This is a genomic window from Chloroflexus islandicus, assembly GCF_001650695.1.
Classification (GTDB): domain Bacteria; phylum Chloroflexota; class Chloroflexia; order Chloroflexales; family Chloroflexaceae; genus Chloroflexus; species Chloroflexus islandicus.
In genome coordinates, this window is sequence record NZ_LWQS01000057.1 from 1 (window position 1) to 25,841 (window position 25,841).

Below are 25,841 nucleotides of genomic sequence, written 5' to 3' on the forward strand. Positions count from 1 at the left end.
CAGCACGGGGCTATATGGCATCGCACAGCGTTCGACAGTTGTACTCGATCAAACGTTCTGTCCGCTCCTCAACCACTTGGAGGGAGAGGGGTCTGTTGTGCGCTGGCGAGTCCTGTCTGTCATTGCGAGGGAGTGGCGGCACCCAGCGTAGCAGGGTGCCGCCCGACCGAAGCAATCTCCCGCTTGAGCGGGACGGATGCCTCAGCTCGTGCCCGGCCCTCAAGGGCCGGGCTAGGGTGACGAAGCCCGCTGCGCGGGCTGATGCCCCCACCCCTTGCCCCTCCCCCGCTGGGGGAGGGGTGATGAGGAGCGCAGCACGGGGCTATATGGCATCGCACAGCGTTCGACAGTTGTACTCGATCAAACGTTCTGTCCGCCCCTCAATCCGCTGGGGGAAGAGGCTGACTCCCTCCCCTTCCGGGGGAGGGCTAGGGTAGGGGCATCCAAAAACCCTTTGCGCCCTCTGCGTCCTTTGCGCCTTTGCGTTTATCCCCTCTTCGCCTTTGCGGAGCCGGACAGCCGTCCAGCTCTACGGCGTCTTAGCGTTCACCCTCACCCCCCGGCCCCGCTCCCACCTGACGGCGGGAGCGGGGGAGCTGCCGGGTGAGCGGGAACGGCACGGTTTTGCCCCTCCGGGCTTCCTCCAATGGAGGGAGGAGCCAAACTCCCCTCCCCCAGCGGGGGAGGGGTTGGGGGTGGGGGCCTCCCCAATCCCTTTGCGCCTTTGCGTTTGTCCCTCACCCCCCCAACCCCCTCTCCCACCTGACGGCGGGAGAGGGGGAGCCGCGTGATGGGCGGACGAGGCATTGCTTGAGCGGAACACAGCAGCGCCCCTCTCCCGCGTTGCGGGAGAGGGGTTGGGGGTGAGGGTCTGTTTACCGCCAGCACTCGCAGCACGTTCCTCCTTCGGCGGCAAGGTTCCGCTCGCGTACTCGCGGGGGATTGCTTCGCCGCCTTCGGCGGCTCGCAATGACAAGCGGGGAGCGGCGCTGCCAATCTTTTGTCATTGCGAGGGCGCGGAGCGCCCGCAGCAATCTCCTGCTTTAGCGGAAGAGGCTATCTGAAAGGTGTCGCTTCCCCTCCCCCGCTGGGGGAGGGGAAGGGGGTGGGGGCATCCAAAAACCCTTTGCGCCCGCTGCGTCCTTTGCGTCTTTGCGTTTATCCCCTCTGCGCCTTTGCGGAGCCGGACAGCCGTCCGGCTCTCCTGCGTCTTGACGTTACCGCAGTTGGTTGTTAGGGGCGAATGCGGTACAATGCTGAGTACAACAACCCTTGCGAGTGCGGTTTGCAAACCAGTGACGCCACAACGTTGCGCGAGCGCCGGAAGACCATTGCGCCTGCGCGTCGTTGTCTGAAGCACGAGGTGACGAGATGGACATTCAAGCCTTTTACGCCGGGTTTGACCAGCGCGTGCGCGAGATTGTCGCGTTTGGCTATGAGCATTCGCCAGCGTTTCGCCAACGGATGGAGGCTGCCGGACTGACGCCGGCTGATATTCAGACCACCGCCGACCTGAGCCGGTTGCCGATTTTGCGCAAAGAGCAGTTGGTTGAGCTGCAACGGCAAGGGCCGCAGTTGGGCGGGATGTTGACCGTACCGCTCTCACGATTGCGCCGCATCTTCCAATCTCCCGGCCCGATCTACGATCCCGAATCTGATGAACCCGATCCGTGGCGGTGGGGGCCGGCCTTCCGCGCTGCCGGCTTTGGCCCCAATGACGTGGTGCTTAATTGCTTTGGCTACCATCTGACCCCCGCCGGGGTGATGTTTGAAGAGGGCGCGCGCGCGGTTGGTTGCGCGGTGATTCCGGCTGGAATCGGTAATCAAGCCCAACAGATCGAGGCCATGGCCCATCTTGGCGTCACCGCTTACGCCGGCTTGCCCAGCTACCTCAAGGCGCTGCTCGAAAAGGCGATCGAACAAGGGCACGATCCGCGCTCGTGGCCGCTCAACAAAGCCTTCGTCGCTGCCGAGCCGCTGCCGCCCTCGTTGCGCAAGCTGTTTGAAGAGCAGTACGGGATTCTGGTCTACGACGGCTATGGCACCGCCGAGACCGGCAACCTTGGGTACAACGGCCCCGAACGGCACGGCTGGCATTTGCCGGAAGATGCGCTGGTGCAGATTTGCGATCTCAACACCGGCGAACCGGTGCCTCCCGGCCAAACCGGTGAGGTGGTTGTGACCCTCTTCCGCCGCGACTACATCCTCATTCGCTTTGCCGTCGGCGATCTGTCAGCGCTGATGGTGTCTGATGAGCCAACAGTGATTCAGACGCCGCGCTTGGTGGGTTGGCTAGGCCGCAGCGGCGAAAGCGTCAAAGTGCGCGGGTTGTTCGTCCATCCGCGCCATATCGCCGAAGCGATCCGGCGGCTAGAGGGGGTGCAGGCGTATCAAGCGGTCGTCGTGCGCGAAAATCACCGCGACGAGCTGATCTGCCGGCTCTTGCCCGCTGGCGATGCCGATCACGCTAGCTTGCGCGACGCCGCAGCGCAGGCATTGCACGAAGCGATCAAGCTCCATTGCAAAGTCGAAGTGGTTGCCGAATTGCCGCCTGACGCCAAGCCGTTCGTTGACCAGCGCACGTGGACGTAAGCGCATCGTGCCTAGTTCGTTTGTTCTAGCAAACCGTGGTATACTAAAACACAGAATTGGTAGCGTCGCCAACGGGGCGGCGCTTTCTCTTCGTTCGTACCTCAGCGGAGACGGCGGTGGCCAAGACGACAATCGTAATCAAGGGTGCGCGCGAACATAACCTCAAAGGGATCGATGTCGAGATTCCGCGCGACCGGCTGGTCGTGCTGACCGGCGTGAGCGGATCGGGCAAGAGTTCGCTGGCCTTCGATACGCTCTACGCCGAAGGGCAACGGCGCTACGTCGAGAGCTTGTCGGCGTATGCGCGCCAATTTCTCGGCCAGATGGAGAAGCCGCAAGTCGATCTGATCGAAGGATTATCGCCGGCGATTGCCATCGAGCAGAAGAGCGCCAGCAAAAACCCGCGCTCGACGGTGGGCACCGTCACCGAGATTTACGATTATCTGCGCCTGCTGTTTGCCCGCGTCGGCCACCAATACTGCCACCGCTGCGGCCAGCCTGTCGCCGCCCAATCAGCCCAACAGATGGTTGATCGGGTGTTGGCTTTGCCAGCGGGCACCCGCTTTATGGTGCTGGCGCCGGTCGTTTTCCAACGCAAAGGCGAGTACAAAGATATTTTCGCCGAAGCCAAAGCCGAAGGCTTTGCACGGGTGCGGGTTGACGGCGAGATCCGCTCGCTCGACGAAGAGATTAAGCTCAACAAGAAGGTCAAACACTCGATTGAAGTGGTCATTGACCGGCTGGCGATGCCTCAAGCTGCCGGCAATGGCGACCTCGACAGCTTTACCACGCGCTTGACCGACAGTATCGAGACGGCGTTGCGGGTGGGGGAAGGGAAGGTGATTATTAGTCTCGCCGATGAGCCGGCTGATCCGGCCCAACCCCGCGAATGGCTGATGAGCGAGAGCAATACCTGCCCGTCGTGCGGCATCTCCTTCCCCGAACTCACCCCGCAGATGTTTTCGTTCAACTCGCCGCAAGGCGCCTGCCCGACCTGCACCGGCCTCGGCGCGCGGCTTGAGGTTGACCCGGCGCTGCTGGTGCCCAACGGCGCGCTCTCGATCCACGAGGGGGCAGTGACGTACTGGGGCGAGATGCGCAAAAAACAGGATACGTGGGCTTATAAGGCGCTGCTCGCCATTGCCGCGCACTATCAGATTGACCTCGACAAGCCGTGGGACGAACTCACCGAACGCCAGCGCAACGCGATTATCTACGGCAGCGGCGCCGAGCGCATCCGGTTTGCGTGGGAAAACGAGAGCGGCTCCCGTGGCGAGTATTACCGCACATGGGAAGGGTTGGCCAGCGAAATCCGGCGGCGCTATATGCAGAGCGGCTCGGACGCGATGCGCGAGTACTACACCCAGTATATGAGCGAGCAACCCTGCCCCGATTGCGAGGGGGCGCGCTTGCGGCCCGAAAGTTTGGCGGTGCGCGTTGCTGGCCGCTCGATCCGCGATGTCACCCGTATGAATGTGGCGCAGGCGCTCGATTGGGCGCGCGAGCTGCCCAACCACCTCAACGAGACCGAGCAGGCGATTGTGGGTGATGTGCTGAAAGAGATTCGCGAACGGCTCGGTTTCTTGCACAATGTCGGCCTGCACTACCTCACCCTCGACCGCGCCGCGCCGACGCTGTCCGGTGGTGAAGCGCAGCGCATTCGCCTCGCTTCGCAGATCGGGTCAGGGTTGGTCGGCGTGATGTACATCCTCGATGAGCCGAGCATCGGCTTGCACCAGCGCGACAACCGCAAATTGCTCGATTCGCTGTTGCGGCTGCGCGATCTCGGCAACACGCTAATCGTCGTCGAGCACGACCTCGAAACGATGCAAGCCGCCGACTGGATCATCGACTTCGGCCCCGGCGCCGGCGTCAAAGGCGGGCAGGTCGTGACCGCCGGCACGCCGGAACAGGTGGCCCAACACCCGACCTCGCTCACCGGCCAGTACCTATCGGGCCGGCTGACCATCCCGATCCCGGCCACCCGCCGCCAACCCAAGCACGGCTGGCTGACGCTGGAAGGGGCGACGCTCAACAACTTGCGTGATGTCACCGTTAACTTCCCGCTCGGCTGTTTCATCGCCGTCACTGGCGTGTCTGGGTCGGGCAAATCCTCGCTGATCACCGAAACGCTCTACCCGGCGCTGGCCAACCGGCTCAACCGGGCCCAGCTCAAACCCGGCCCCTTCCGCGCATTGCATGGCCTCGACCGGCTCGATAAGGTGATCAACATTGACCAGCAACCGATCGGGCGCACGCCGCGCTCAAACCCAGCCACGTACGTCAAGCTCTTCGATCTGCTGCGCGAGCTGTTCGCCGAGACGCCGGAAGCCAAGTTGCGCGGTTACGGCCCCGGCCGGTTTAGCTTTAACATTCGCGGCGGGCGCTGCGAAGCCTGCGAGGGCAACGGCGAAATCAAAATTGACATGCAGTTTCTGGCCGATGTTTGGGTGCGCTGCGCCGAATGCAAGGGCAAACGCTACAACCGCGAGACGTTGCAGGTCAAGTACAAGGGCAAGACGATTGCCGATGTGTTAGAGATGGACGTGCAGACGGCGCTGGAGTTTTTTGCCAATGTGCCACGGGTGCGACGCATCTTGCAGACCCTGCACGATGTCGGTCTCGACTACATCAAGCTGGGCCAACCGGCTACCACCCTCTCTGGCGGTGAGGCGCAGCGGGTGAAACTAGCCAAGGAGTTGGCCCGCGTCGCTACCGGACGCACAATCTACATCCTCGACGAACCAACGACCGGCCTGCATTTCGCCGATATTCAGCATCTGTTGCAGGTCTTGCACCGGCTGGTTGACGCCGGCAACACGGTGGTAGTGATCGAGCACAACCTCGACGTGATCAAGACGGCGGATTACGTGATCGATATGGGGCCGGAAGGCGGCGACGGCGGCGGTGAAGTGGTGGCGCTGGGGACGCCGGAAGAGGTTGCCCGCCATCCGACGTCGCATACTGGCAGATTTTTGCGCGAAATCCTCGAACCGGTGGCAGCAGCCGGCGGGTCAGAAACACGGGTGTACGCCGATTAGGAATTGACGAAGACGGCCCGCTGAGCCGTCTTCGTCACATTTACATTGCCAACCCCTTCACGCCGGTCAGATCGCAATCGCGCAGGTCAGCTTCCGTCAAATCGGCATCGGTCAGATCGGCCTCGGCCAAGCTCGCCTCGCGCAGGTTGGCCCCGCGCAGATTCGCGCCGCGCAGGTTGGCCCCGCTCAGATTGGCACGCGACAGGTTAGCGCGGGTCAAGATCGCATTGCGCAGATTCGCACCGCTCAGGTAAATACCGCTGAGGTTGGCCTCGCTAAAATCGGCGTTACACAGACTCGCCTCGCCCAAATTGGCTTCACTAAGATTGGCGCCGATAAAGTTAGCCTCATCGAGCGTCGCCTCGCGCAGATTCGCGTGCATCAGATTCGCGCTCGCCAAATTCGCGCCATTGAGATTCGCGCCATTGAGGCTCACCCGGATCAAGATCGCCCCGCTCAAATTCGCCCCGCTCAGGTTCACCAATTGCGCTTCGCGGAGTTGCGCTTCGCTGAGGTTGGCCCCGATCATCACCGTATCGCGCAAATCAGCTCCGCTCAGATTACACAGGCTCAGGTTCGCGCCGTACAAATTCGCGCCGCTAAAATCGGCGGCGCTGAGGTTCGCGCCGCGCAGATTCGCGCCAACTAAGGAAGCAAATTCAAGGTTAGCCCAGCTCAAATCGGCTTTGCGCAGATCGGCATCGCTCAGATCGGCCCGCACCAATTGCGCCCAATTCAGCTTTGCTTCACGGAGATTAGCCCAACTCAGGTTCGCGCCGCCCAACTCACAAACGCTCAGATCGGCCCGAAACAGATTAGCATCGGTAAGCCGGGCCCGGCTCAATTGGGCCTCGCTCAAATTAGCGTGGCTGAGGTTCGCCGCACTCAGGTTAGCGCCATTCAGATTCGCGCCGACTAACCAGAGCGGGCCGGGCCGGTTGAGTAAATCGTAGATCTGATCGGGGGTTAGGTCGGCCATACGGCCCTCCTTTATCCATCAACTGACAGGCAACAATGGCGTCTTCGACACGAGCCAAATCGACGCCGGCGCACCCATTGAACGGCAAGCGACTTGCTCGACGGCAAATTCACGACCGGTCTGCCAATGCAATGCCTCTTGCAGCACACCACATTGGATATAGCCGATCGGTTCATCAGCCTGCTTACCGGCTGACATCGAACACGTATAATCAATATAGGCCCACGCCTCGCCACGATCCTCGATCGCCAGCCGGCGATCTTGGTTCACCGTTTGGCTGAGCCGGCGCAACCCGGCTTGCATCGCTGCTAACCCTAACTTCACTTGGGTAGCGAACGGCAACACCTTTGAGGCGATCAAAGCCGCGGTACCGAACAACGCGCTCTGCTGCTCAATCGCCAGCCGCGCCGTCCGGCGACCGATCCGCAGCGCCATGCTCCGCGCCGAGCGGCCAAAAAAGTTCAGCAACCCGGCATTGAGCGAAGCGTAATGGTAGAAGGTTAAACCACTGGTCGCCTTCAGTTGTTCAGGCGGATAGTTGCCGATCAATTGGCTCAACCCAGCCTGTCGCAGCACAACCGCCAACCCGTTCCGCCCGATGACCTCCTCTGCCGCCAGCAACGCCCACCGCATATACGCATCAACCAACAGCATCTCGGCGACCGGATCATGGTCGGGGCGATCACGGATCTCCATGCCATCCTCCTCTGCGCATCCATAACTGGCGGATGAGCCTAGGATACCATAATAAACGCAAAACGGACACAAATTGTAAGGGCGAGGCATGCCTCGCCCTACACATACGTCGCCCTGACGGGTGGGGGGTGACGTGGAGCGACGCATCCGTCGCCCCACCATCCTCTCGCTACTGGCCTTTAATCTCAGTCCACAAGTCATCGAAAGCGGTTGTGCCTTCGTTCCGCACCGCCCACTCAAGCCGCTTATACATCTCTTCGTCGGGGGCGAAGCCTTGGGCGTACAGCTCGCGGATCTCAGGCGACAGCAGCTCTAGGGCATCTTTATTCGGCGTCAGATAGCCGATATACTCGACATTCTGCGCCGCCACCTCTGGCCGCATCAGGAAATTCATAAAGACGTGGGCCGTATATGCGTGCGGCGAATCTTTCAGGATCATCATATTATCCATCCAGATCATCCCGCCCTCTTTCGGGATCACGAACGCGATGTTAGGATTACCGCTGAACTCATCGCCCAACCCGTTGCGGGCCTGCATCGCCGAACCGCTCCACGAATGCGCCAGCACGTACTCTTCGCTAGCCAGCTTGCGGTTCACATCCGAGCTGTTGTACGCGGCCAGATACGGTTTCTGCGCCAGCAGAATCTCCTTCACCCGCGCCAGCGCCGCCGGATCGGTCGAATTGAGCGACTGGCCGATATAGCGCAGCGCAGCTCCCGGCGTCTCACGCGCGTCGTCGAGCATGCTAAACTTGCCGGCGAATGGCGCCACTTGGCTTGGTTCGAGAATCGCCGCCCAGCTATCAATGCCGTTGGGGAAGAATTTGGTGTTATAGGCGATGCCGGTAATGCCATACATATACGGGATTGAATAGGCATTGCCTTTGTCGAAATACTGATCGAGCAAGTTGGGATCGAGATGGACAAGGTTAGGCAGCAAGGTCTTATCGACCGGCGCAGCCAGACCTTCGGCAATCATGATTTGCACGGCGTAGTCCGACGGCACCACAATGTCGTAGCCCGAATTGCCGGCCCGCACCTTGGCCAGCATATCTTCGTTGCTGTCGTAGGTATCAACAATCACCTTGACCCCGTATTCCGCCTCAAACTGATCGAGCACAGCGGGATCGATATAATCTGACCAGTTGTAGAAATAGAGTTCCTTCGCCAACTTGCTCCGATCCACCCCATCGCTTGGTGCAGTTGAGTCACCGCCACTAGCGCCGTACTCATTCCCCGGACTTGTCGCCGAGCTGCCGCCGCACGCTGCCAACGATACCGCCAGCAGCAACGCAACCAAAAGCACCCGCAGCATCTGCATCATTGGTCTCCCTTCCTTTTGCTATGCTCTCACCGCCGCCGCTGCAACAATTGCGAGAGCGCCACCAGCGCCATCGACAGGATCAGCATTAGCGTTGAGATCGCGTTAATTTCCGGCGTGACAGCGCGCCGCACCCGGTTATACACCTCCACCGGCAAGAGTGAAGTGCCCGGCCCGGAGAGAAAGAGCGAAATGATGAAATCATCGAGCGAGAGCGTGAAGGCAAGCAATGCGCCGCCGATGATGCCGGGCAAGATGAGCGGAAACGTGATGCGCCAGAACGTTTGCCAGCTATCGGCGCCCAAATCAGCGGCAGCTTCCTCAAGCCGGCGATCGAAATTCTTCAAACTTGTGCGCACCACGACCACCACAAACGAAATGCTAAAGGCAATATGGCCAATGGTGACAGTGGTTAAGTTACGGCGCAGCGTCTCGCCAGTGACCATTTTGATCACATCGAAGACAATCGCCGAGAAGGCTAGTAGCGCTACCGCCATCACAATTTCGGGCACCACGATCGGCAAATAGATCAAACCTTCCATCGCGTTGCGCCCGCGAAAGCGGTACCGCTCCATCGCCATCGCCAGCAGGGTGCCGATAATGGTCGAGACGATCGTCGAGACGGTCGCTACCACTAGTGTGTTCCACGCCGCACCCATCATGCGCGGGTTGTTGAACAAGCGAATGTACCAATCAAACGTGAAACCGGTCCACCGCACCCCGAACTCGTCGCGGGTAAACGAGAAGAGCACGAGAATGACAATCGGCGCATACAGAAACAGGTAGACAAGGATCGAAAACCCGGTGAGCGCCAGACCGCTCCACGTCAGCCGGCCCTCGCTAAAAGCGCCGCGAATGCGCGCCGAGGCGGTGGTAGCAGGCGCCGTTTTGATCATCGCTCTTCCTCCGAGGTGACGCGGAAGTACATCATAATCAGCACCAAGAGCACCAACATCATCAACACCGCCATCGCCGAGCCAAGCGGCCAGTTGATCGGGTTGGCGCGCAAGAAGAGGCGCTGGATCAGGTTGCCGAGGTAGTCAACCTTCGCCCCGCCCAATAGCTCTGACACCACAAATTGGCCGAGGGTGGGAATGAAGACCAGCACCGACCCGGCCACAATGCCGGGCATGGTCATCGGCAACATAATGCGCAAAAACGCTTGCACCTTATTCGCCCCCAGATCGGCGGCGGCTTCCATGAGGGTGAAATCAAACCGGTCAATGGCGGCATAGAGCGGCAACACCATAAACGGCAACTCGCCGTAGATCAAGCCAACCAAGGTCGCGCCTTCGGTATTGAGCAGGGTCAGCCGGCCCACGCCGATCATCTCAAGAAAGCCGTTAATGATGCCGTTGTTGGCGAGAATAATTTGCCACGCATAAATCCGCACCAAGAAATTGGTCCAAAATGGGATCAGGATCAGCATCAGCAACGGCATCCGCCATTGCTGCGGACTGCGGGCAATAAAGACCGCCAGTGGATAGCCGATCAGCAGACAGATCACCGTCGTCAACACACTCGTCCAGATCGAGCGCCAATACGCATTGACGTACAGGCTCTGGGTAAAGATGGTGATGTAGTTATTCAGCGTCGGCTCGTAGACCACCCGGCCCAGCGCGTCGTTGGTCATGAAGCTGTAGACAAAGATGATGACCAGCGGCAGGGCAAAAAAGAGCAGCAGCCAGAGCAGGCCGGGAGTGAGTAACAGCGCCAGCCGGATGCGGTCGCGGCGCTGTTGCTGTTGCTGGATCGTCGCCATCACCCCTCCTTACTCACTCAGCACGAGTGCATTGTCGGGCGGGCAGACGATCACCGCCGCTTCACCCGGTTGCCAGTATTCGTCCCGGTCGAGCGTCGAGCGGGTATTTTGTTCCCAGATATCGATCGTGCGCCGGTCGTTAATCCGCACGGTAATGCGGGTATCGCTGCCGATATAGTTCACCGTCATCACCGTGCCGGCTAAGCCATTGGGAGGCAATTCGCCATTAGGGGCCAGCAACCGCACCTTTTCCGGCCGGATCGAATACGTCACCTGCGTGCCATCGCTGAGCGGGCGCGTCGCCAAACCGCGGAAACGCAACCCTTCCGGCGTTTCGAGCACGGTGTAGTTGCCATCACGCCCGATTACAACACCATCGATGAAGTTGGTCTCGCCGATAAAATCGGCCACAAAGCGGCAATTGGGTCGTTCGTAGATCTCGGTCGGCGTGCCGACTTGCAGCAGCTTGCCCTTATTCATGACCGCAATCCGATCAGACATCGTCAGCGCCTCTTCCTGATCGTGGGTCACGAAGACAAAGGTAATGCCGACGCGGGCCTGCAAACTCTTCAGTTCGAGCTGCATCTCTTTGCGCAGCTTTTGGTCAAGCGCACCAAGCGGCTCATCCAGCAACAGCACTTCGGGATGGTTGACCAGCGCACGGGCCAGCGCTACCCGCTGCTGCTGCCCGCCGGAGAGCTGGCGCGGACGCCGCTCTTCCAACCCGCTCAAGCGCACCAATTCAAGCGCCTCTTTCACTTGACGGGCAATCTCGGCTTTCGGCACCTTGCGCATCTCAAGGCCGAAGGCCACGTTTTGGGCCACCGTCATGTGGGGAAAGAGGGCATACGATTGAAAAACCGTATTCACCGGGCGCAGGTGAGGCGGGGTTAGCCCCATCTCACGGCCATGGATGAGAATGCTGCCCGCGGTGGGCAGCTCGAAACCGGCGATCATGCGCAGCGTTGAGGTCTTGCCGCAACCGCTCGGCCCCAACATCGAAAAAAACTCGCCGTCACGGATCTGGAGATTAACGTGATCGACCGCAACCACGTCGCCAAACCGCTTGACGACATCGCGGAGTTCAATCGCGATCGAGTCGCTCACCTGAACACTCCTCCCAACTGGTTGGCTCACCAGTGATGAGTAGCGACCAACGAGGAGCTGGTTACGCCAGCCGTCTCGCGTCGCAACGCTTCACCCAAACAAGGTCAAGAGAAGTCATTGGCATCGTGGCCTGCAGGCATCACACTGTGCGTTAGTTTAGCAGTAGTATACCATAATCTATTGGCGGAATCTTGTGGCGCAATGCACAGAAAACCAGTAATGCAGCATCGCACGGATAAGTAGAGCCGCACGGCTGTGCGGCTCCAACCACATCAATCACCGCAACCGATAAAGATTGCGCCACAGCCGTGCGGCTTCATCACATTAGCACGTTTCAAGATACCCAACCCATTGATCAAAATGGGGGCAGCGTTCCCGCATCGTTGCCAAGCCAATGGCCTTCGCAATCAGGATTCCATCAATTCGTTTGCTGTAGTCCGGTTTGCTGCGTGTGATGCGGGCAGCCGGATGAGTGTCAGGGCCATCGTTAATCTCTTCTGGCGTCGCAAATTGGGCAATCGAGCCAAACAAGCGTTGCGGATTTGATGGTCGTAGGTGTTCCTTTAAGATGTCGGGAGCCGAAAACAGCAACGCTTCAAACTCGTGTAACATCAGAAAGGGGTAAAATCGCCTATCACTGATATCATCAGCCAATGCGCGTTCGAGAGCAGCGACCCGTTCGTGCGGCGATTGGCCCTGCACAATGGCTTTACCGGGAAAATCAGCAGGTAAACCATAATAGTCAATCATTGTCGTCACACAACGCGCATCGCTGTCGCGCAGCAACTTGATAATATCATGCCGCATTTTGTCATACGACACAATGCCGCCACGATGCGATCCGGTAGCCGTGCGCTTGGTCACAGCCAATATTGGCACAGCCCAACGCTGATATGTGACCAAATGCGGATTCAAGATATCGTTGACAAACGACTCTTCCGTTTGCCCCTCGCACAGGATCAAGATCCGCTTCATGGCTGTGGCCTGCCTCCCAGCACATTCTTCTCCCACAGCTCACCAAGCGCGTAATCGGCCAGCCAATGCTCAAGGGTGGCGCTGTCTAGCCGGCGCACGGTGGAAATGCCTTCACGCCGGTCAACCACGAGCACCTCTTCCGGCGCGAATTGGTTGACCAGCGCTACCGACTGGGTAGCAAGGATCACTTGCCGTTTGGCGGCCACTTTGCGCACCAGCTCGGCGAGCAAGGTAATGGCATACGGATGCAAGCCCAATTCCGGCTCGTCGATCACAATCGTTGCCGGCAGATACCGCGAGGGTTGCAGGAAGAGCGTTGCCAGACAGATAAACCGCAGCGTGCCATCAGATAGGGCATCAGGGCCAAAAATAAAGTCGGAACCGCGCTCGCGCCACTCAAGCGTTATCAGATCAGAATTGCGCGGTTGCGGCCTGAGCACGAAGTCACCGAAGAAGGGAGCCGCCAACCGGATGGTTTCGATAATGGCGCGGTATTCAGCCGGGTGATGCTCAGCCAACTGAAAGAGAAACGCAGCTAGATTGGCTGCATCGGCGTGGAGAAAGTGCCGGTCGCGCAACGAGCATGGTTGCTTGACTCGCGCCGTGGGGCCGGTATCGTGAAAGTGGTAGCGCCGCCATGAGTTCATATCCCGATAAACAAATCGATCGACGCCGCCATCGCTAACTGCCCACTGCGGCAAGAGCGATTCGCTATGTAGTTTGTTGGACTCACTGCGCTGGAGCGGTTGCGAGTACTGGAAATCATGAAAATAGGTCGACTCATGCGCCAACCACAGCTCACCACGCACCGGCACGAATTCACAACGATAGCCATTAGCAACCGATTGCTGGTCGTCAGTGAACCACAACTCCAACTCCATCCGCTCGGTGGTCTTGCTGCCGTAGTGCAAGATCCGGTCGGCGCCGCCAGCTCGCGCGACGTAGAGCTGCAAGGATTCGTTCATCATCTGATTGAGCATCGTAAAGAGCGCAATCAGATTCGATTTGCCGGCGCCGTTCGCCCCGATCAACACATTAATCGGGGTTAACTCCAAATCGAGTTCGCGAAAGGTGGTGTACCCTCGCAGCTTGATGTTTGTCAGCATCCGGCCAGCCATAAGCGACCTGTTCTCTTGCAGTGAAGTGGCGTGGTGTTATTGTACCACGCCACTCCAACCTGTCTCACCGGATCAGCCACAACTCCTCTTGCGGCGGCCCAATCCACTCGCAGCCGTCAGGCGTCACCAGTACCTCTTCCTCAAGCGAGATGTAGCCGTAGCGCGTGCGCACGCCGAGTTCGAGGGTCAACACCATGCCGGCATCGATCGTGCCGTAGGGTTTGTCGCCGTAGCGTTCCCAGCGCGGGTAGAACCCCACGCCGCCATCGTGTACCGCGCGCCCCACCTGATGGCCGAGCGCGTGCGGGTATTCGGGGTAGCCGGCAGCGGTAATGGTCTGGCGCGCGATCGCGTCGATTTCCCACCCTACCACGCCGGGCCGGATGGCCGCCGCGGCAGCGCGTATCGCCGCCTTGACCGCGTTAAAGGCGTGCTGCGCTTCCGCTGGCGGCTCGTGCTCGCCGGGCCGCAGGCAATACCAGACCCGCTGGTGATCCGAGCAGTAGCCGTCGAGCTGGACGCCAAAATCCATGTGGAAGATTTCGCCGGGCCGCACGACTTCATCCGATGGGCCGGTGTGGCCCCACGGCGAGTTGGGGCCAGCGTTAAGGCCGGGACAGTGGACGGGATCCCACGCTGTGGTTGCGCCAGCCGCGTGGGTTTGGGCATGGACAAAGGCCGCCACCTCGCGCTCGCTGACACCGGGACGCAGAAAGTCGCCGGTGGCGGTAAAGATGCGCATACTCAGATCAGCGGCAGCGCGCATGCGCGCCACTTCTTGCGGCGTCTTGCGGCTGCGCAGCGCGGCGACGAAATGCTCCGCCGAGACCAGCCGCTCGCGGTAGGGAGTGCCGGCAAGGTAATCGCCCAAGTTGAGATACATCCCGTAGGTCAAGCCATCGGCGCTGACATCGCTCCGGCTGATGTTAATCCCGATCCGCTGCGGGTCATAGCTCTGCAACAGTCTCACCAATTCCGGGCCGATGCTCTGGGTATACGGGCGCACCTCATCAAACAGGCCGGTGCGGCGCAGCGCTTCATCATCACCCAAGCCGGCCAGCGCCACTGCTCGCCCGCTGCGGGTGACCATGATCGCCGTCGTCCACGTCAGTGAAAAGTGGCCGAGCAGTTTCAAGGCTGGGTCGGTGTGTTCCGACGTCTCTCGCACCAAGATCAGCCAGAGGTCAAGATCGTGCGCATCGAGCAATTCCCCGGCTTGGTGCAATTTTTCGTGGTACAGATCCATCGTGGCGCTCCATCATCAAGGTTGGCGAATCAACTATATAGTAGCAGTGTACCAGTTGCGCCAGCGGATCGGCGGCGCGCCTTTCAATTGTCGTCAACATGGAGTGCGGCAGTCAAACTGCCGCACTCCATACAAGGCGCTTCTCCGCCGCATGAGGGGCGCGGGCCGCTGGCCCGCATCGCATCTCGCAGCCATTCCCACGGGCGAGCCACCCGCGCTCCGTCGCACTGGGATGCACCTTTCACCCTCCCCCCTACCGTATCGTCAACATGGAGTGCGGCAGTCAAACTGCCGCACTCCATACAAGGCGCTTCTCCGCCGCATGAGGGGCGCGGGCCGCTGGCCCGCATCGCATCTCGCAGCCATTCCCACGGGCGAGCCACCCGCGCTCCGTCGCACTGGGATGCACCTTTCACCCTCCCCCCTACCGTATCGTCAACATGGAGTGCGGCAGTCAAACTGCCGCACTCCATACGAGGCTTCTCCGCCGCATGAGGGGCGCGGGCCGCTGGCCCGCATCGCATCTCACAGCCATTCCCGCGGGCGAGCCGCCCGCGCTCCGTCGCACGGAGATGCATCGGTTCACTCTAGCCCGGCCCTTCAGGGCCGGGTGCTATGGCGCAGCGAGAGCCTACGTTGCCCCCACCCCCAACCCCTCCCCCGCTGGGGGAGGGGCAACCCTCACCCCCTACCCCTCTCCCACTAGCGCGGGAGAGGGGCGCTGCGGGGTTCCGCCTGAGCAGTGCCTCTCCCGCTAACCACACGGCTCCCCCTCTCCCGCCGTCAGGTGGGAGAGGGGGCCGGGGGGTGAGGGCCAACTCCAAAGCCGCCAAGCAAGCCAAGACGCAGAGGGGTCAACCGCCAAGGCGCGAAGAATGCAAAGGGCGCAGAGATATTCCTCATCATCCTTTGCGCCCTCGGCGTCCTCGGCGGTAAACAACCTACTCCCTCCCCCAGCGGGGGAGGGCTGGGGTGGGGGCCACTACCCAAGCCGCCAAGCAAGCCAAGACGCAGAGGGGTCAACCGCCAAGGCGCGAAGAACGCAAAGGCACAGGGGGGTTTTGGGGGAAGCAACCCTAAAAGTTACAAGAGTAGAACATCATACGTTTGTGCCTTTTGCGAGTTTTTGTGGCTATTTCCCTCCTCCGCGTCCTCAGCGGTAACAACTTCCACAAGCGGGACCGGAGGGTGATGGCCAACAGCCCGCGCAGCGGGCTTCGTAAGCCAAGCCCGGCCCTTCAGGGCCGGGTACTTGCCCTACCGCCAGAGGCTATTCCACAGGTCTTGCAGCGTCGTCTGCACACCGGCAATTGTCTGCCGGATCGGATCGGGCGAGAGGCGGGCATCGAGCCGGGTGCGCGCATCTTCGATCACCTCGTTCAGCATCCGGTGCGCTTCTTCGGCATGCAAGCGGGTGAGCAATTCCGCGTAGGCGTCGAGCAGTTGCTCGCGATCGGCCTTCGGCGTCTCTTCGAGCATATTCGCCAAAATCCGGCGCGCGCCGGTATAAAAATCTTCGATCGCCATCGCAGCTTCCTCCTGAGCGAGGTGGGTGATTAGTTTCCGGTTAGACGCACGAGCAGGCTGGATCGTTGCGGCTATCGCCCAACCATCACGGCGGCGTGCCATCGCGGCGCAGCACCTCACGCGAGCGTCCGCCATCAGGCGGGCCGACATAGCCCTGCTGTTCGAGCAGATCGATCAATTGCTGCGCTTTGGAATAGCCGATCCGCAACCGGCGCTGCAAGAGCGAGGCTGAGGCGCGCTGATGTTGGGAGACGAGCGCAATCGCTTGTGGCAGCAATTCGTCTTGCTCGGCGGGCGAGAGGAACTCGGCGGGGGGTTGGAAGCCCTCGCCGCTGGCAGCGGGTTGGGTCTCGCTCCCGCTCGCCTTCGCCTCCTCCGGCTTCGCCTCATCGGGTGGCGCCGCCTTGCGCCAAAAATCAACGATCCGCTCGACCTCACGATCGGCGACGTAGGTGCCCTGAATCCGCACCAGCTTCGCCGAGTCAGCCGCCATATAAAGCATATCGCCGCGGCCAAGCAGATGTTCAGCGCCGGGCACGTCGAGAATGACCCGGCTATCGACTTGCGAGGTGACGGCAAAAGCGATGCGCGAGGGGAAGTTCGCCTTGATCAAGCCGGTAATCACATCAACCGACGGGCGTTGCGTGGCGATAATCAGGTGAATGCCGGTCGCGCGGGCCATCTGCGCCAACCGGCAGACATACGTCTCAACTTCATCGGGGGCCATCATCATCAAGTCGGCCAACTCATCGATCACAATCACGATGTAGGGCATCGGCTCTAGATCGGCCCGTTTGCGCGCCAGTTGGCGATAGCTGTCAATATTGCGGCAAGCGTGTTTCGCAAACACCTTATAGCGCCGCTCCATCTCGCGGGTCGCCCACTTGAGCGTCGGCACCACCCGCTCGACCTCGGTCACGACCGGCGACAGCAGGTGTGGAATGCGATTGTAGACGATCATCTCGACCATCTTCGGGTCGATCAGAATCAGCTTCAGTTCATCGGGCGTATGCTTGAGCAGCAAACCGCACAAGAACGCATTAATCGCCACCGACTTGCCCGAACCGGTGGCGCCAGCCACCAACAGGTGCGGCATCTTGGTCAGATCGGCAATCACCGGCGTACCGCTGACATCCTTGCCCAACGGCAGCTTCAGCCGTCCGCGGTGCAGTTCATACTCTTCGCTATCGAGCACCTCACGCAGCGAGACCATCGCGATCGCGCTGTTGGGAATCTCGATGCCAACCACATTCTTGCCGGGGATAGGGGCCTCGATCCGGATCGATTGGGCGGCGAGCGCCAACGCCAGATCGCGTTCGAGCGTCGTAATCTTGGCCACCTTCACCCCAACCGCCGGCTGCAACTCAAACTGGGTCACGGCGGGGCCGGTATTAACCCCCACCACCCGCGCTTCAACCTTAAAGCTGGCCAAGGTCTCTTCGATCACGCGCGCTTTGAGGCGGCGCTCTTCGTCAGTAATGCCGCCGTCAGGCGCGCGTTCCAAGAGCAGATCGAGCGATGGTAACGGCCACGCCCGCCGCACCGGCGAAATCTCGAACCCATCAAGCGCCTCTTGCACCACCTCTTGCACCGGTTCCGGCTTGGCCGGCGACGTGCTCACCAAAGGCGCGCTGGCCGGCTTGGCCGGTTCGGCAGGCGGAGGCAATTCAGGCGTAGGGAGCTTAAACAGGCTCGCCCGCGTCGGACGGGCGGCAATCGGCGTCGGCACAATATCATCGGCCTCGCCTTGGGGCGGCGGCGTAAAGAGTAAATCGGCCAGCGCACGGCGCGGCGGGTTGGCAGGCGCAGCCGGACGGCGCGGCGCGCTCCAGAGCATCTGCCAGAAGGCGGCGGTGCGCTCGGCCATCCCCACCACCAGCTCGCGCACGGTCAGATTAAAGGTCAGCAGCAACCCGGCCAACCCCAGCGCCAGAATCACCGCCACCGCTGCAATCCGGCCAATGGCAAACTGCAACGCTTCGAGCAGCCAATACCCAATTAAGCCGCCGCCCTCATTGAAGCGATCGGCGAATAGAATATCATGCACCGGCACTTCGAGCAGGCCCAGCATCGCTAAGAGCACCAGCACGGTGCCCAGCACATTGGCCCCGCTTAGGCTAGCGTCGCTCATCCGCTCTTGCCAGAGAATCGCGATCCCGATCAAAAAGAGGGTGAGCGGCACAAAGAAGACCCCAGCGCCGAACAACGAGCGCACGCCGTTGAGGTACAGGCTGCCCAACCCGCCGGCTTCGCCGGTGAACACAAAAATAATCGTAACGGCAGCGATCAGGATCAGGCCCAGTGCAAACAGCTCACGCTGATGTTCAGGGCGCAACGAGATGGCCCAACTCGCCTTCGCGCCGCTCTTGCGGCTGCGGCTGCCAGTGGCGCGCCGCTTGCCGGTTGATTTGTTGCCGCTGCGTGAAGCCATTGCTCCTCAGTTCCCTAACGCCTGTGATCTGCAATTCGATTATAGCATATCTGTGCGAGTATTCCATGATATGCAAACCGTCTTTACAAATTGCGCACAACCACATATAATTGTGGCAAGGTATGGGGTAGGCTGCGAAAGCGCTCCCGGCCACGACTGAGAGATGTGCTCTCAGTTCTTCTTTTTATACTGAGGTTTCCCGTCCGCCCGGCTGTGCGGAATGGGCAGCGTAGAGGCAGTAGTGATGACAGACAAGCCGACGTACCTGACTCGCGAAGGTCGCGCCCGCCTTGAAGCGGAGCTTGAGTACCTGATGACCGTGGAACGCAAGCAGATCGCTGAGCGGATCGCCGCGGCCAAAGAATTGGGCGACATCTCCGAGAGCGGTGAATACGAAGACGCGAAGAAAGCGCAAGCCTTGCTTGAAGGCCGGATTCGCGAATTGAAGCACCTTCTCTCACGCGCTGAATTGATTGATGAAGATCAGGCGAGCAATGGCGAGGTACGAGTCGGTTCGTCCGTAACCGTCCGGTTTGAAGACGACGGCTCGGAAGAGACGTGGACGATCGTCGGCAGCGCCGAAGCTAACCCGCGCCAAGGCCGCATCTCGAACGAGTCGCCGCTCGGCGCTGCGCTGCTTGGCAAGCGCGCCCGCAATAAGGTGACGGTGCATACGCCCTCTGGTGTGATGAAATTGACGATTCTCAAGGTACGCTAACAGCCATTGTACGCTGGCTGAGCACGGGCGAGGCATGCCTCGCCCGTGCTGTTTTCCGGTATAATGGGGAGAGAAGCGCCGGCGCTGGCGGAATGCGCCGTCGAAATGGCATCGATTCTTTCAGTATGGAATTGAACGACTTACAAGCCCAACGCGCCGCCAAGCTCGAGCAGTTGCGCGCCGCCGGAATTGATCCCTTTCCGCCCCGCTGCTCCCGCAGCCATACCATCGACGCGGCATTGGCTGCGTTTGATGAGTTGGCCGCTGCCGAGACGGTAATTACCCTCGCCGGACGGATCGTCGGTGCGCGCCGAATCATGGGCAAGATCGCGTTTGCCCACATTGAAGATGGCAGTGGCGAGATCCAACTCTGGCTCAGCCGGGCCGATATCGGCGATGAGTGGTTCGAGCGGTTTCGCGATCAGCTCGACACGTTTGATATTGTCCAAGCGACCGGCACCCTCCGCCGCACAAAAACCGGTGAACGATCGCTGTTCGTGCGCGAGTTGGCGGTGCTGGCCAAGACGATTAACCCGCCACCGGAAAAGTGGGCCGGTCTGCAAGATGTCGAAGAGCGCCATCGCCAACGCTACCTTGACCTGATTGTGAATCGCGAGCGGCGCGATATCTTCCGCGCTCGGGCCCGCATTATCAGCACCATGCGGCGCGTGCTCGATGAACGCGGCTTTCTGGAAGTGGAGACGCCGGTCTTGCAGCCGCTCTATGGCGGCGCTGCCGCGCGCCCGTTCGTCACCTATCACAATGCGCTCGGCCAGAATCTCTATCTGCGCATCGCGACCGAGCTCTACCTCAAGCGGTTGATCGTCGGCGGCTTCCCCGGCGTCTACGAGATCGGCAAAAACTTCCGCAACGAGGGGGTTGACCGCTCGCACAACCCAGAGTTTACAATGATGGAGTGCTATCAGGCGTATGCCGATTATCACGCCATGATGGCGCTGGTCGAAGAGATGCTGGGTGAGATTTGCTATGCGGTGCATGGCACGACGACGATCACTTATCAGGGTCGCGAGCTTGAGTTTCGCCCGCCGTGGCCGCGCCTTGCGATGGCTGATGCCATCGCCGAACGCACCGGGATTGATATTACCCAGCATACTGATCTGGCCTCGCTGCACGCGGCAATCGCCGATCGCGGCTTGCGCGTCGATCGCAAAGCGTCGTGGGCCAAGCAGGTCGATGAACTCTTCTCGGAATTCGTCCAACCTCATCTCTTCCAGCCGACCTTTATCATCGACTATCCGGTGGCGATGTCGCCGCTGGCCAAGCGCATTCCTGACCGGCCCGACTTCACCGAACGGTTTGAAGCCTTTATCGCCGGGATGGAGATCGGCAACGCCTTTACCGAGCTGAACGATCCGTTTGATCAGGAAGAACGCTTCCGCGAGCAATTGCGCGCTTTCGCCGCCGGCGATGAAGAGGCGCACCAGATGGACGAAGACTTTATCAATGCGCTGCGCTATGGCATGCCCCCCACCGGCGGCCTTGGCATCGGCATTGACCGGCTGGTGATGGTGTTGACCGACCAGCCGACGATCCGTGAAGTGATTCTCTTCCCGCATTTGCGGGAACGATCCGATTGAGTGGAGCGGTGCTGGCAAACCGTAACCGGAAAGGAGGCGTCTATGCCCCGCTCGTTTACGGTCGAGCGTGAGAGTTTGCCGGCGGTAGTGCAACGCTGGATCGAGGCGATTGGCCTCGGTGAAGAGGAAGTGATCGAGTTGGTCTTTACCGAACGCGAGTTGCTGATCCGCCGGCCGATGAGCCCACATTTGCGCGCTTGGGCCGAGGCGATGTGCGATCAGTACGATCGGGCCTTCCGCCAGATTGTTGGTATCTAAGGGTGCGGCGATTGATGCGGCAGCACGCTATCATTGCGCCGGCCCGGTTTGAATCGGCGCTAGCCGCGCCAATCAGCGCAGGACGATGGGATGAGCGCCATGTTGGACGAAGAAGCGACCCCGATCGTCTATCTTTCGCAAGACGACGTGCTCGATCTCCATACCTTTGTGATCGAGCGCTATGGCGGTTTGCTCGGCATCAAGAGCCAAGATCGGTTGCAGATGGTGTTGAACGCGCCACGCCAGATCCTCTTTGGGGCGGAACTCTACCCCGATCTGTGCAGTAAGGCGGCAGTGTTGACCTTTATGCTTGTGAAGCATCATCCGTTCAATGCTGCCAATGAAGCGACGGCTTTTGTCAGTCTGTTACGCTTTCTCGCCCTGAATGGCGCAAGTTTGCGGCCCGAAGTCGGGCCTGATGAGATTGGCTGGGTGTTCCACGCGCTGAGTCACGGTGATATGGATCGGGAAGAGCTTGAGCGCTGGTTGCGCGAGAATGTGGACTGTTGCCATGACGCGGGTGCTGATTAATGGCTCGACCGGAATGTTAAGCGTGCGGGCGGCGCAATTGCTGAGCCAGCAGCATGAGGTGATTGTGCTTGGCCGGCGACCGCCCGCAGGGCCTATCGGGCATGCCGATTGGCTCGTGGCCCGCCTTGATCGCAAGCAGATGCTTGAATTGCTGCGCGTTGAGCAGATCGAGACTGTGATCCATCTGGATCTGCTCGGCTTTGATGGGCCATTGCCCGATCACGAGACGACGGTGCAGCATAATGTGATCGGAACGATGGAGCTGCTCGGCGCGTGCCGGGCGGCGGGGGTGCGCCAGATCATTGTGCGTAGCCACGGCTGGATCTATGGCGCTAGCCCGCTCAATCCGCTCTTGATCACCGAAGATCGCCCGATCAAAACGAACCATAGCCGTGGTCTGTTACGCACTCTCGGCGAGGTCGAGCAAATCGTGGCCGATTTTGCCGCGCGCCATCCCCACATCACGGTGACGGTGTTACGCTATGCACCTCTGCTGAACCAAGATGGCCCGGTAATGACGTATCTCCGTTCGCCATCGCCCCAGATGCTGTTCGGCTTCGATCCGATGATCCAGTTACTGCACGTCGATGATGCCGCTTGCGCTATGGTCGCCGCTGTGAACCAACCGGCCGGAGGGGCGTTTAATCTCGCACCTGAACAGCCAATGCCGCTGAGCCAAGTGATCCGGCGGTTAGGCAAGCAACCCGCACCAGCGATGGGGCCGCTGTTCGACAACCAACCGCCGCCGGGCTGGCCGTTTGAGGTAGACTACTTGCGCTACCGCTGCACCATCGATCCGCAACGCGCCTGCCGTCTGTTGGGATGGACAGCGAAGTATGATATGGCAGCCGCGCTTGACACCCTCAAGCCGCTATCGCCGGAAGACGAATACGCCGCAGGTACGCGCGCGTTGAACGAGTTTCTCAACCGCAGGAGACGGGTAGAATGAACGACGAGCCGGTTACTCCGCCAACCAGCGATCCGGGAGAGCCACGCCGTCCCCGCCGGGGCCGGGCGCGAGCGGTGGCGGTTGAGATGGAAGTCGAGCCGCCGCCCACTGGCGCTCCGAATCATCATGCAGCGCCTACCGATCCGGTCGAGCCGCCGCCCACCGGCGCTCCGAATGATCACACAGCGCCTGCTGATCCGGTTGATCCGCCGCCAGTGGCAACGGCGCTCGAATGGGATGAATCGCCCCCTACGCGCCGTTCGGCTGAGCAGTTATTTGAGGTCGAGATTGATATTCGCCAGCAGAGCGAACAACAACCCGGCCCGCAAGCCGCTCTCGGCAATTTCGCCGCCGGCGTGGTGCGGTTGATCGGCGAGAACCTCCAGCGCATGACCAATGAGCAGGTCGAGCGCGTCAATAGTATGTTGCAGGGGGTTGACCTGCGCGATTATCTTGATCCCGATTTTTGGAAGGGGATCGGGATGGTGCTGCGGTATCAGATTGACGAGCAGATTAACTTTATCCAGCGCCGGCAGCGGGGCGAGTATACGACCGATCCGTTCGGCATGGATCGCGAGATTATCGAGGTCGCCCGCCCGTTTCTTTCGTTTATGTACCATACATGGTGGCGAGTGCAGGCCAGCGGGCTAGAGCATGTGCCGGCTGAAGGGCGGGCGTTGTTGGTGGCTAACCACAGCGGCGTGTTGCCGTGGGATGGGGCCATGATCGCGACCGCCGTGGTCAATGACCATCCGGCCCAAAACGAACGGATCGTGCGCTCACTCCATCTGCACTGGTTCACCACCCTGCCGGTAATTGCGCCCACGCTTGCCGCGTTAGGGCAAGTGCCCGGCATCCCAGAAAATGCGATTCGCCTGCTCGAGCGCGATGAATTGGTGTGTGTCTTTCCCGAAGGGTTAAAGGGGGTAGGCAAGCTCTTCAAAGATCGCTACAAGCTGGCCCGGTTTGGCCGCGGCGGCTTTGTGCAAGCCGCGCTCCGCACCCAAGCGCCGATTGTGCCGGTCGCCGTAGTTGGCGCGGAAGAGATCTATCCGATGTTTGCCAACGCCGAGGGGATCGCCAAACTGCTCGGGTTCCCCTACTTTCCGCTCACCCCATTCTTCCCGTGGTTCGGCCTGCTCGGCGTGATCCCGCTGCCGACGCGCTGGTCGATCACCTTCTGCCCGCCGATCGACACGACGCGCTATGGCCCCGATGCCGCCGATGATCCGATCACCGTACTGGAACTGTCGGAACAGGTGCGCGAGACGATTCAAGAGACGATCAATCAGAAATTGGCCGAACGAACATCGGTATTCTAGAGGGGTCTAGTGAGAAAGCGGCGCCCGGATGGGCGCCGCGCATCTTCGCAGGCCGATCACACTTCCGGTTCACCCGGCTGGATATTTTGCGGCGTCTCGATCCACCCGCGGCGCAGGGCGAAGATCACCGCCTGCGTGCGGTCATTGAGCGACAATTTGCGCAAAATCGACGAAATATGATTCTTGACCGTCTGGGTGCTAATGCCTAATTCATCGGCAATCTCTTTATTGCTGCTGCCGGCAGCAATGCGCTCAAGCACCTCGATCTCGCGTTCGCTCAGTGGCGTAAAAATTTGCAAACCGAGATCGTCGGCGACCATCTGCACTTCCGGCAGACTGCGAAACTGCGAGAGGATCCGGCTCGCGACGCGCGGCTCTTCGGTCAAGACATCATTAATCACATACTCGCCGCGCGCCACCCGCCGCAGAATATCGGCTAAGGCAGCGGGTTTGATATCTTTCGAGCGGTAGGCAGCGGCGCCGGCGCGCAAAGCGTTAAACGCCGCTTCATCGCTCTCGTGCATGCTCAGCATCACGACGGCAATACTGGCATACTGCCGGCGCACCTGCCGGGTCAACTCTAAGCCGCTCATGCCCGGCAGATTGAGATCAACCAGCATCACATTCGGTTCGAGGTTGGGATCGACTTGGGCTAACCACTGCAACGCCTCTTCACCATTCCCCGCCTCGCCCACAATCTGGATGCCCGGTTCGTGAGATAACGCCCAGCGCACCCCTTGCCGGAACAGCGGATGGTCATCAACAATCAACAATTTTACGGTTGGGTTGGCCATGGCGCCGGTTCCTTTCCCTGACTGCGCAGCCATCTGAGATATGCTTCAACCGGCTCAACGGGCACTTCTATACCGGCAGCGCGGAGCAGGCGCGCCACTGCCGGCAACGGCAATCCTACCACATTAGTGTAGCTGCCTTCGATCGAATCAATCAACGCCGCGCCACCGCTTTGCAAACCGTAGCCGCCCGCTTTATCCAGCGATTCGCCGAGCGCAACGTATGCAGCGATCTCGTCATCACTCAGGGCGCGGAAATGCACCCGGCTCGCCACAAGGTCAACCAAGATTCGCCGCCCATCATACAACACCCCGCTGTGCTCGACGGCTTGGGGCAACAAGAGGCACAAACCGGTCAGCACCGTGTGCGCGCGCCCAGCCAAGCGCCGGATCATCGCACAGGCATGGTCTTCGTCGCGCGGCTTGCCCAACACCATACCATCGAGCACCACTTCGGTATCGGCAGCCAGCACGATCGCATCAGGATGGTGCCGGCCAATATCAGCCGCTTTGCGCCATGCAACGAGGGTGGGATGCGCATCGATCGGCAAGGGTTCCGGCAACGGCGGCAAGGCTGCCGCCAAATCAACCGGCGCTGGCGCGGGATGATCTTCAGCCGGGCTGGCCAGACACGTATACTCCACGCCAAGATAGGCGAGCAACTCGCGCCGGCGGGGAGAGGCAGAAGCCAGAATGAGCGGATGAGACGAGGCGGGCATACCAATTCCTGATATCGCAATCCTTAGCGCCATTAGCGCATCGATCATAACATGGCCGGCTATGCCGCGCAAGATTGCTCGAATGATGGGCAGGCAATAGAACCATTCGTTGATCTGTTGCCAATTCGTTGATAAAGTTGACAGTCGCTAACAGAACCGT

The 25,841-nt window shown here is 60.4% G+C and carries 21 protein-coding genes; 8 read left to right on the forward strand and 13 right to left on the reverse strand.

Going from position 1 to position 25,841, the window contains the following annotated elements; all coding sequences use genetic code 11:
* Positions 1-1,371: 1,371 nt before the first annotated feature.
* Positions 1,372-2,592: a phenylacetate--CoA ligase family protein gene (locus tag A6A03_RS10935; protein WP_066787838.1), complete on the forward strand. Its 1,221-nt coding sequence runs from the start codon at positions 1,372-1,374 to the stop codon at positions 2,590-2,592.
* A 116-nt stretch (positions 2,593-2,708) separates the two neighbouring features.
* The gene (gene uvrA / locus A6A03_RS10940) at positions 2,709-5,633 is read left to right on the forward strand and encodes an excinuclease ABC subunit UvrA (RefSeq protein ID WP_066787841.1); all 2,925 of its coding nucleotides are present in this window, start codon (positions 2,709-2,711) and stop codon (positions 5,631-5,633) included.
* A gap of 40 nt (positions 5,634-5,673) precedes the next feature.
* Here uvrA and A6A03_RS10945 read toward each other — a convergent pair whose 3' ends face one another.
* From A6A03_RS10945 to A6A03_RS10995, 11 genes are all read right to left on the reverse strand, one after another.
* Positions 5,674-6,612 carry a pentapeptide repeat-containing protein gene (locus A6A03_RS10945; RefSeq protein ID WP_066787844.1) on the reverse strand — a complete coding sequence of 313 codons (939 nt, stop codon included), beginning with the start codon at positions 6,610-6,612 and terminating at the stop codon, positions 5,674-5,676.
* A gap of 18 nt (positions 6,613-6,630) precedes the next feature.
* Positions 6,631-7,308, reverse strand: coding sequence for a 4-vinyl reductase (locus tag A6A03_RS10950; RefSeq protein WP_066787847.1), 678 nt, complete (start codon positions 7,306-7,308; stop codon positions 6,631-6,633).
* A 169-nt stretch (positions 7,309-7,477) separates the two neighbouring features.
* A complete protein-coding gene (locus A6A03_RS10955) occupies positions 7,478-8,632 on the reverse strand; it encodes a polyamine ABC transporter substrate-binding protein (RefSeq protein ID WP_245668955.1) in 1,155 nt (384 codons plus the stop codon).
* 26 nt (positions 8,633-8,658) lie between these two features.
* Positions 8,659-9,525 (reverse strand): ABC transporter permease, encoded by an 867-nt coding sequence (locus A6A03_RS10960; protein ID WP_066787850.1) that lies wholly within the window; start codon positions 9,523-9,525, stop codon positions 8,659-8,661.
* Entirely contained in the window at positions 9,522-10,391 is an 870-nt protein-coding gene (locus A6A03_RS10965; protein WP_066787853.1) for an ABC transporter permease, read from the reverse strand. The genes A6A03_RS10960 and A6A03_RS10965 overlap by 4 nt, the downstream gene beginning before the upstream one ends.
* A gap of 9 nt (positions 10,392-10,400) precedes the next feature.
* Positions 10,401-11,498 (reverse strand): ABC transporter ATP-binding protein, encoded by a 1,098-nt coding sequence (locus A6A03_RS10970; RefSeq protein WP_066787856.1) that lies wholly within the window; start codon positions 11,496-11,498, stop codon positions 10,401-10,403.
* 324 nt (positions 11,499-11,822) lie between these two features.
* Positions 11,823-12,473, reverse strand: a complete 651-nt coding sequence (locus A6A03_RS10975) for a DUF4276 family protein (protein ID WP_066787859.1) — start codon at positions 12,471-12,473, stop codon at positions 11,823-11,825.
* Positions 12,470-13,591, reverse strand: coding sequence for an AAA family ATPase (locus tag A6A03_RS10980; protein ID WP_245668956.1), 1,122 nt, complete (start codon positions 13,589-13,591; stop codon positions 12,470-12,472). The genes A6A03_RS10975 and A6A03_RS10980 overlap by 4 nt, the downstream gene beginning before the upstream one ends.
* Positions 13,592-13,655: 64 nt before the next feature.
* On the reverse strand, positions 13,656-14,837 hold the full coding sequence (locus A6A03_RS10985; protein WP_066787862.1) for a M24 family metallopeptidase: 1,182 nt from the start codon (positions 14,835-14,837) through the stop codon (positions 13,656-13,658).
* 1,257 nt (positions 14,838-16,094) lie between these two features.
* Positions 16,095-16,364: a hypothetical protein gene (locus A6A03_RS10990; RefSeq protein ID WP_066787866.1), complete on the reverse strand. Its 270-nt coding sequence runs from the start codon at positions 16,362-16,364 to the stop codon at positions 16,095-16,097.
* An 85-nt stretch (positions 16,365-16,449) separates the two neighbouring features.
* Positions 16,450-18,795, reverse strand: coding sequence for a DNA translocase FtsK (locus tag A6A03_RS10995; protein WP_066787869.1), 2,346 nt, complete (start codon positions 18,793-18,795; stop codon positions 16,450-16,452).
* Between the two features lie 244 nt (positions 18,796-19,039).
* Here A6A03_RS10995 and greA point away from each other — a divergent pair, with 244 nt between their 5' ends.
* The 6 genes from greA to A6A03_RS11025 all read left to right on the forward strand — a co-directional run bounded on the left by greA (position 19,040) and on the right by A6A03_RS11025 (position 24,171).
* The gene (gene greA, locus A6A03_RS11000; protein WP_066787872.1) at positions 19,040-19,513 is read left to right on the forward strand and encodes a transcription elongation factor GreA; all 474 of its coding nucleotides are present in this window, start codon (positions 19,040-19,042) and stop codon (positions 19,511-19,513) included.
* A 125-nt stretch (positions 19,514-19,638) separates the two neighbouring features.
* The gene (gene lysS, locus A6A03_RS11005) at positions 19,639-21,111 is read left to right on the forward strand and encodes a lysine--tRNA ligase (protein ID WP_066787876.1); all 1,473 of its coding nucleotides are present in this window, start codon (positions 19,639-19,641) and stop codon (positions 21,109-21,111) included.
* Between the two features lie 42 nt (positions 21,112-21,153).
* Positions 21,154-21,369, forward strand: coding sequence for a hypothetical protein (locus A6A03_RS11010; RefSeq protein WP_066787879.1), 216 nt, complete (start codon positions 21,154-21,156; stop codon positions 21,367-21,369).
* A 90-nt stretch (positions 21,370-21,459) separates the two neighbouring features.
* Complete coding sequence (locus A6A03_RS11015) at positions 21,460-21,900, forward strand: type II toxin-antitoxin system death-on-curing family toxin (protein ID WP_245668957.1); 441 nt, start codon at positions 21,460-21,462, stop codon at positions 21,898-21,900.
* Complete coding sequence (locus A6A03_RS11020; protein ID WP_066787885.1) at positions 21,881-22,849, forward strand: NAD-dependent epimerase/dehydratase family protein; 969 nt, start codon at positions 21,881-21,883, stop codon at positions 22,847-22,849. The genes A6A03_RS11015 and A6A03_RS11020 overlap by 20 nt, the downstream gene beginning before the upstream one ends.
* Positions 22,846-24,171, forward strand: coding sequence for a lysophospholipid acyltransferase family protein (locus A6A03_RS11025; RefSeq protein ID WP_066787893.1), 1,326 nt, complete (start codon positions 22,846-22,848; stop codon positions 24,169-24,171). The genes A6A03_RS11020 and A6A03_RS11025 overlap by 4 nt, the downstream gene beginning before the upstream one ends.
* 56 nt (positions 24,172-24,227) lie before the next feature.
* Here A6A03_RS11025 and A6A03_RS11030 read toward each other — a convergent pair whose 3' ends face one another.
* Both A6A03_RS11030 and A6A03_RS11035 read right to left on the reverse strand, forming a co-directional pair.
* The gene (locus A6A03_RS11030) at positions 24,228-24,965 is read right to left on the reverse strand and encodes a response regulator (RefSeq protein ID WP_066787896.1); all 738 of its coding nucleotides are present in this window, start codon (positions 24,963-24,965) and stop codon (positions 24,228-24,230) included.
* Complete coding sequence (locus A6A03_RS11035) at positions 24,947-25,681, reverse strand: Maf family protein (RefSeq protein WP_066787899.1); 735 nt, start codon at positions 25,679-25,681, stop codon at positions 24,947-24,949. The genes A6A03_RS11030 and A6A03_RS11035 overlap by 19 nt, the downstream gene beginning before the upstream one ends.
* Between the last annotated feature and the right edge of the window lie 160 nt (positions 25,682-25,841).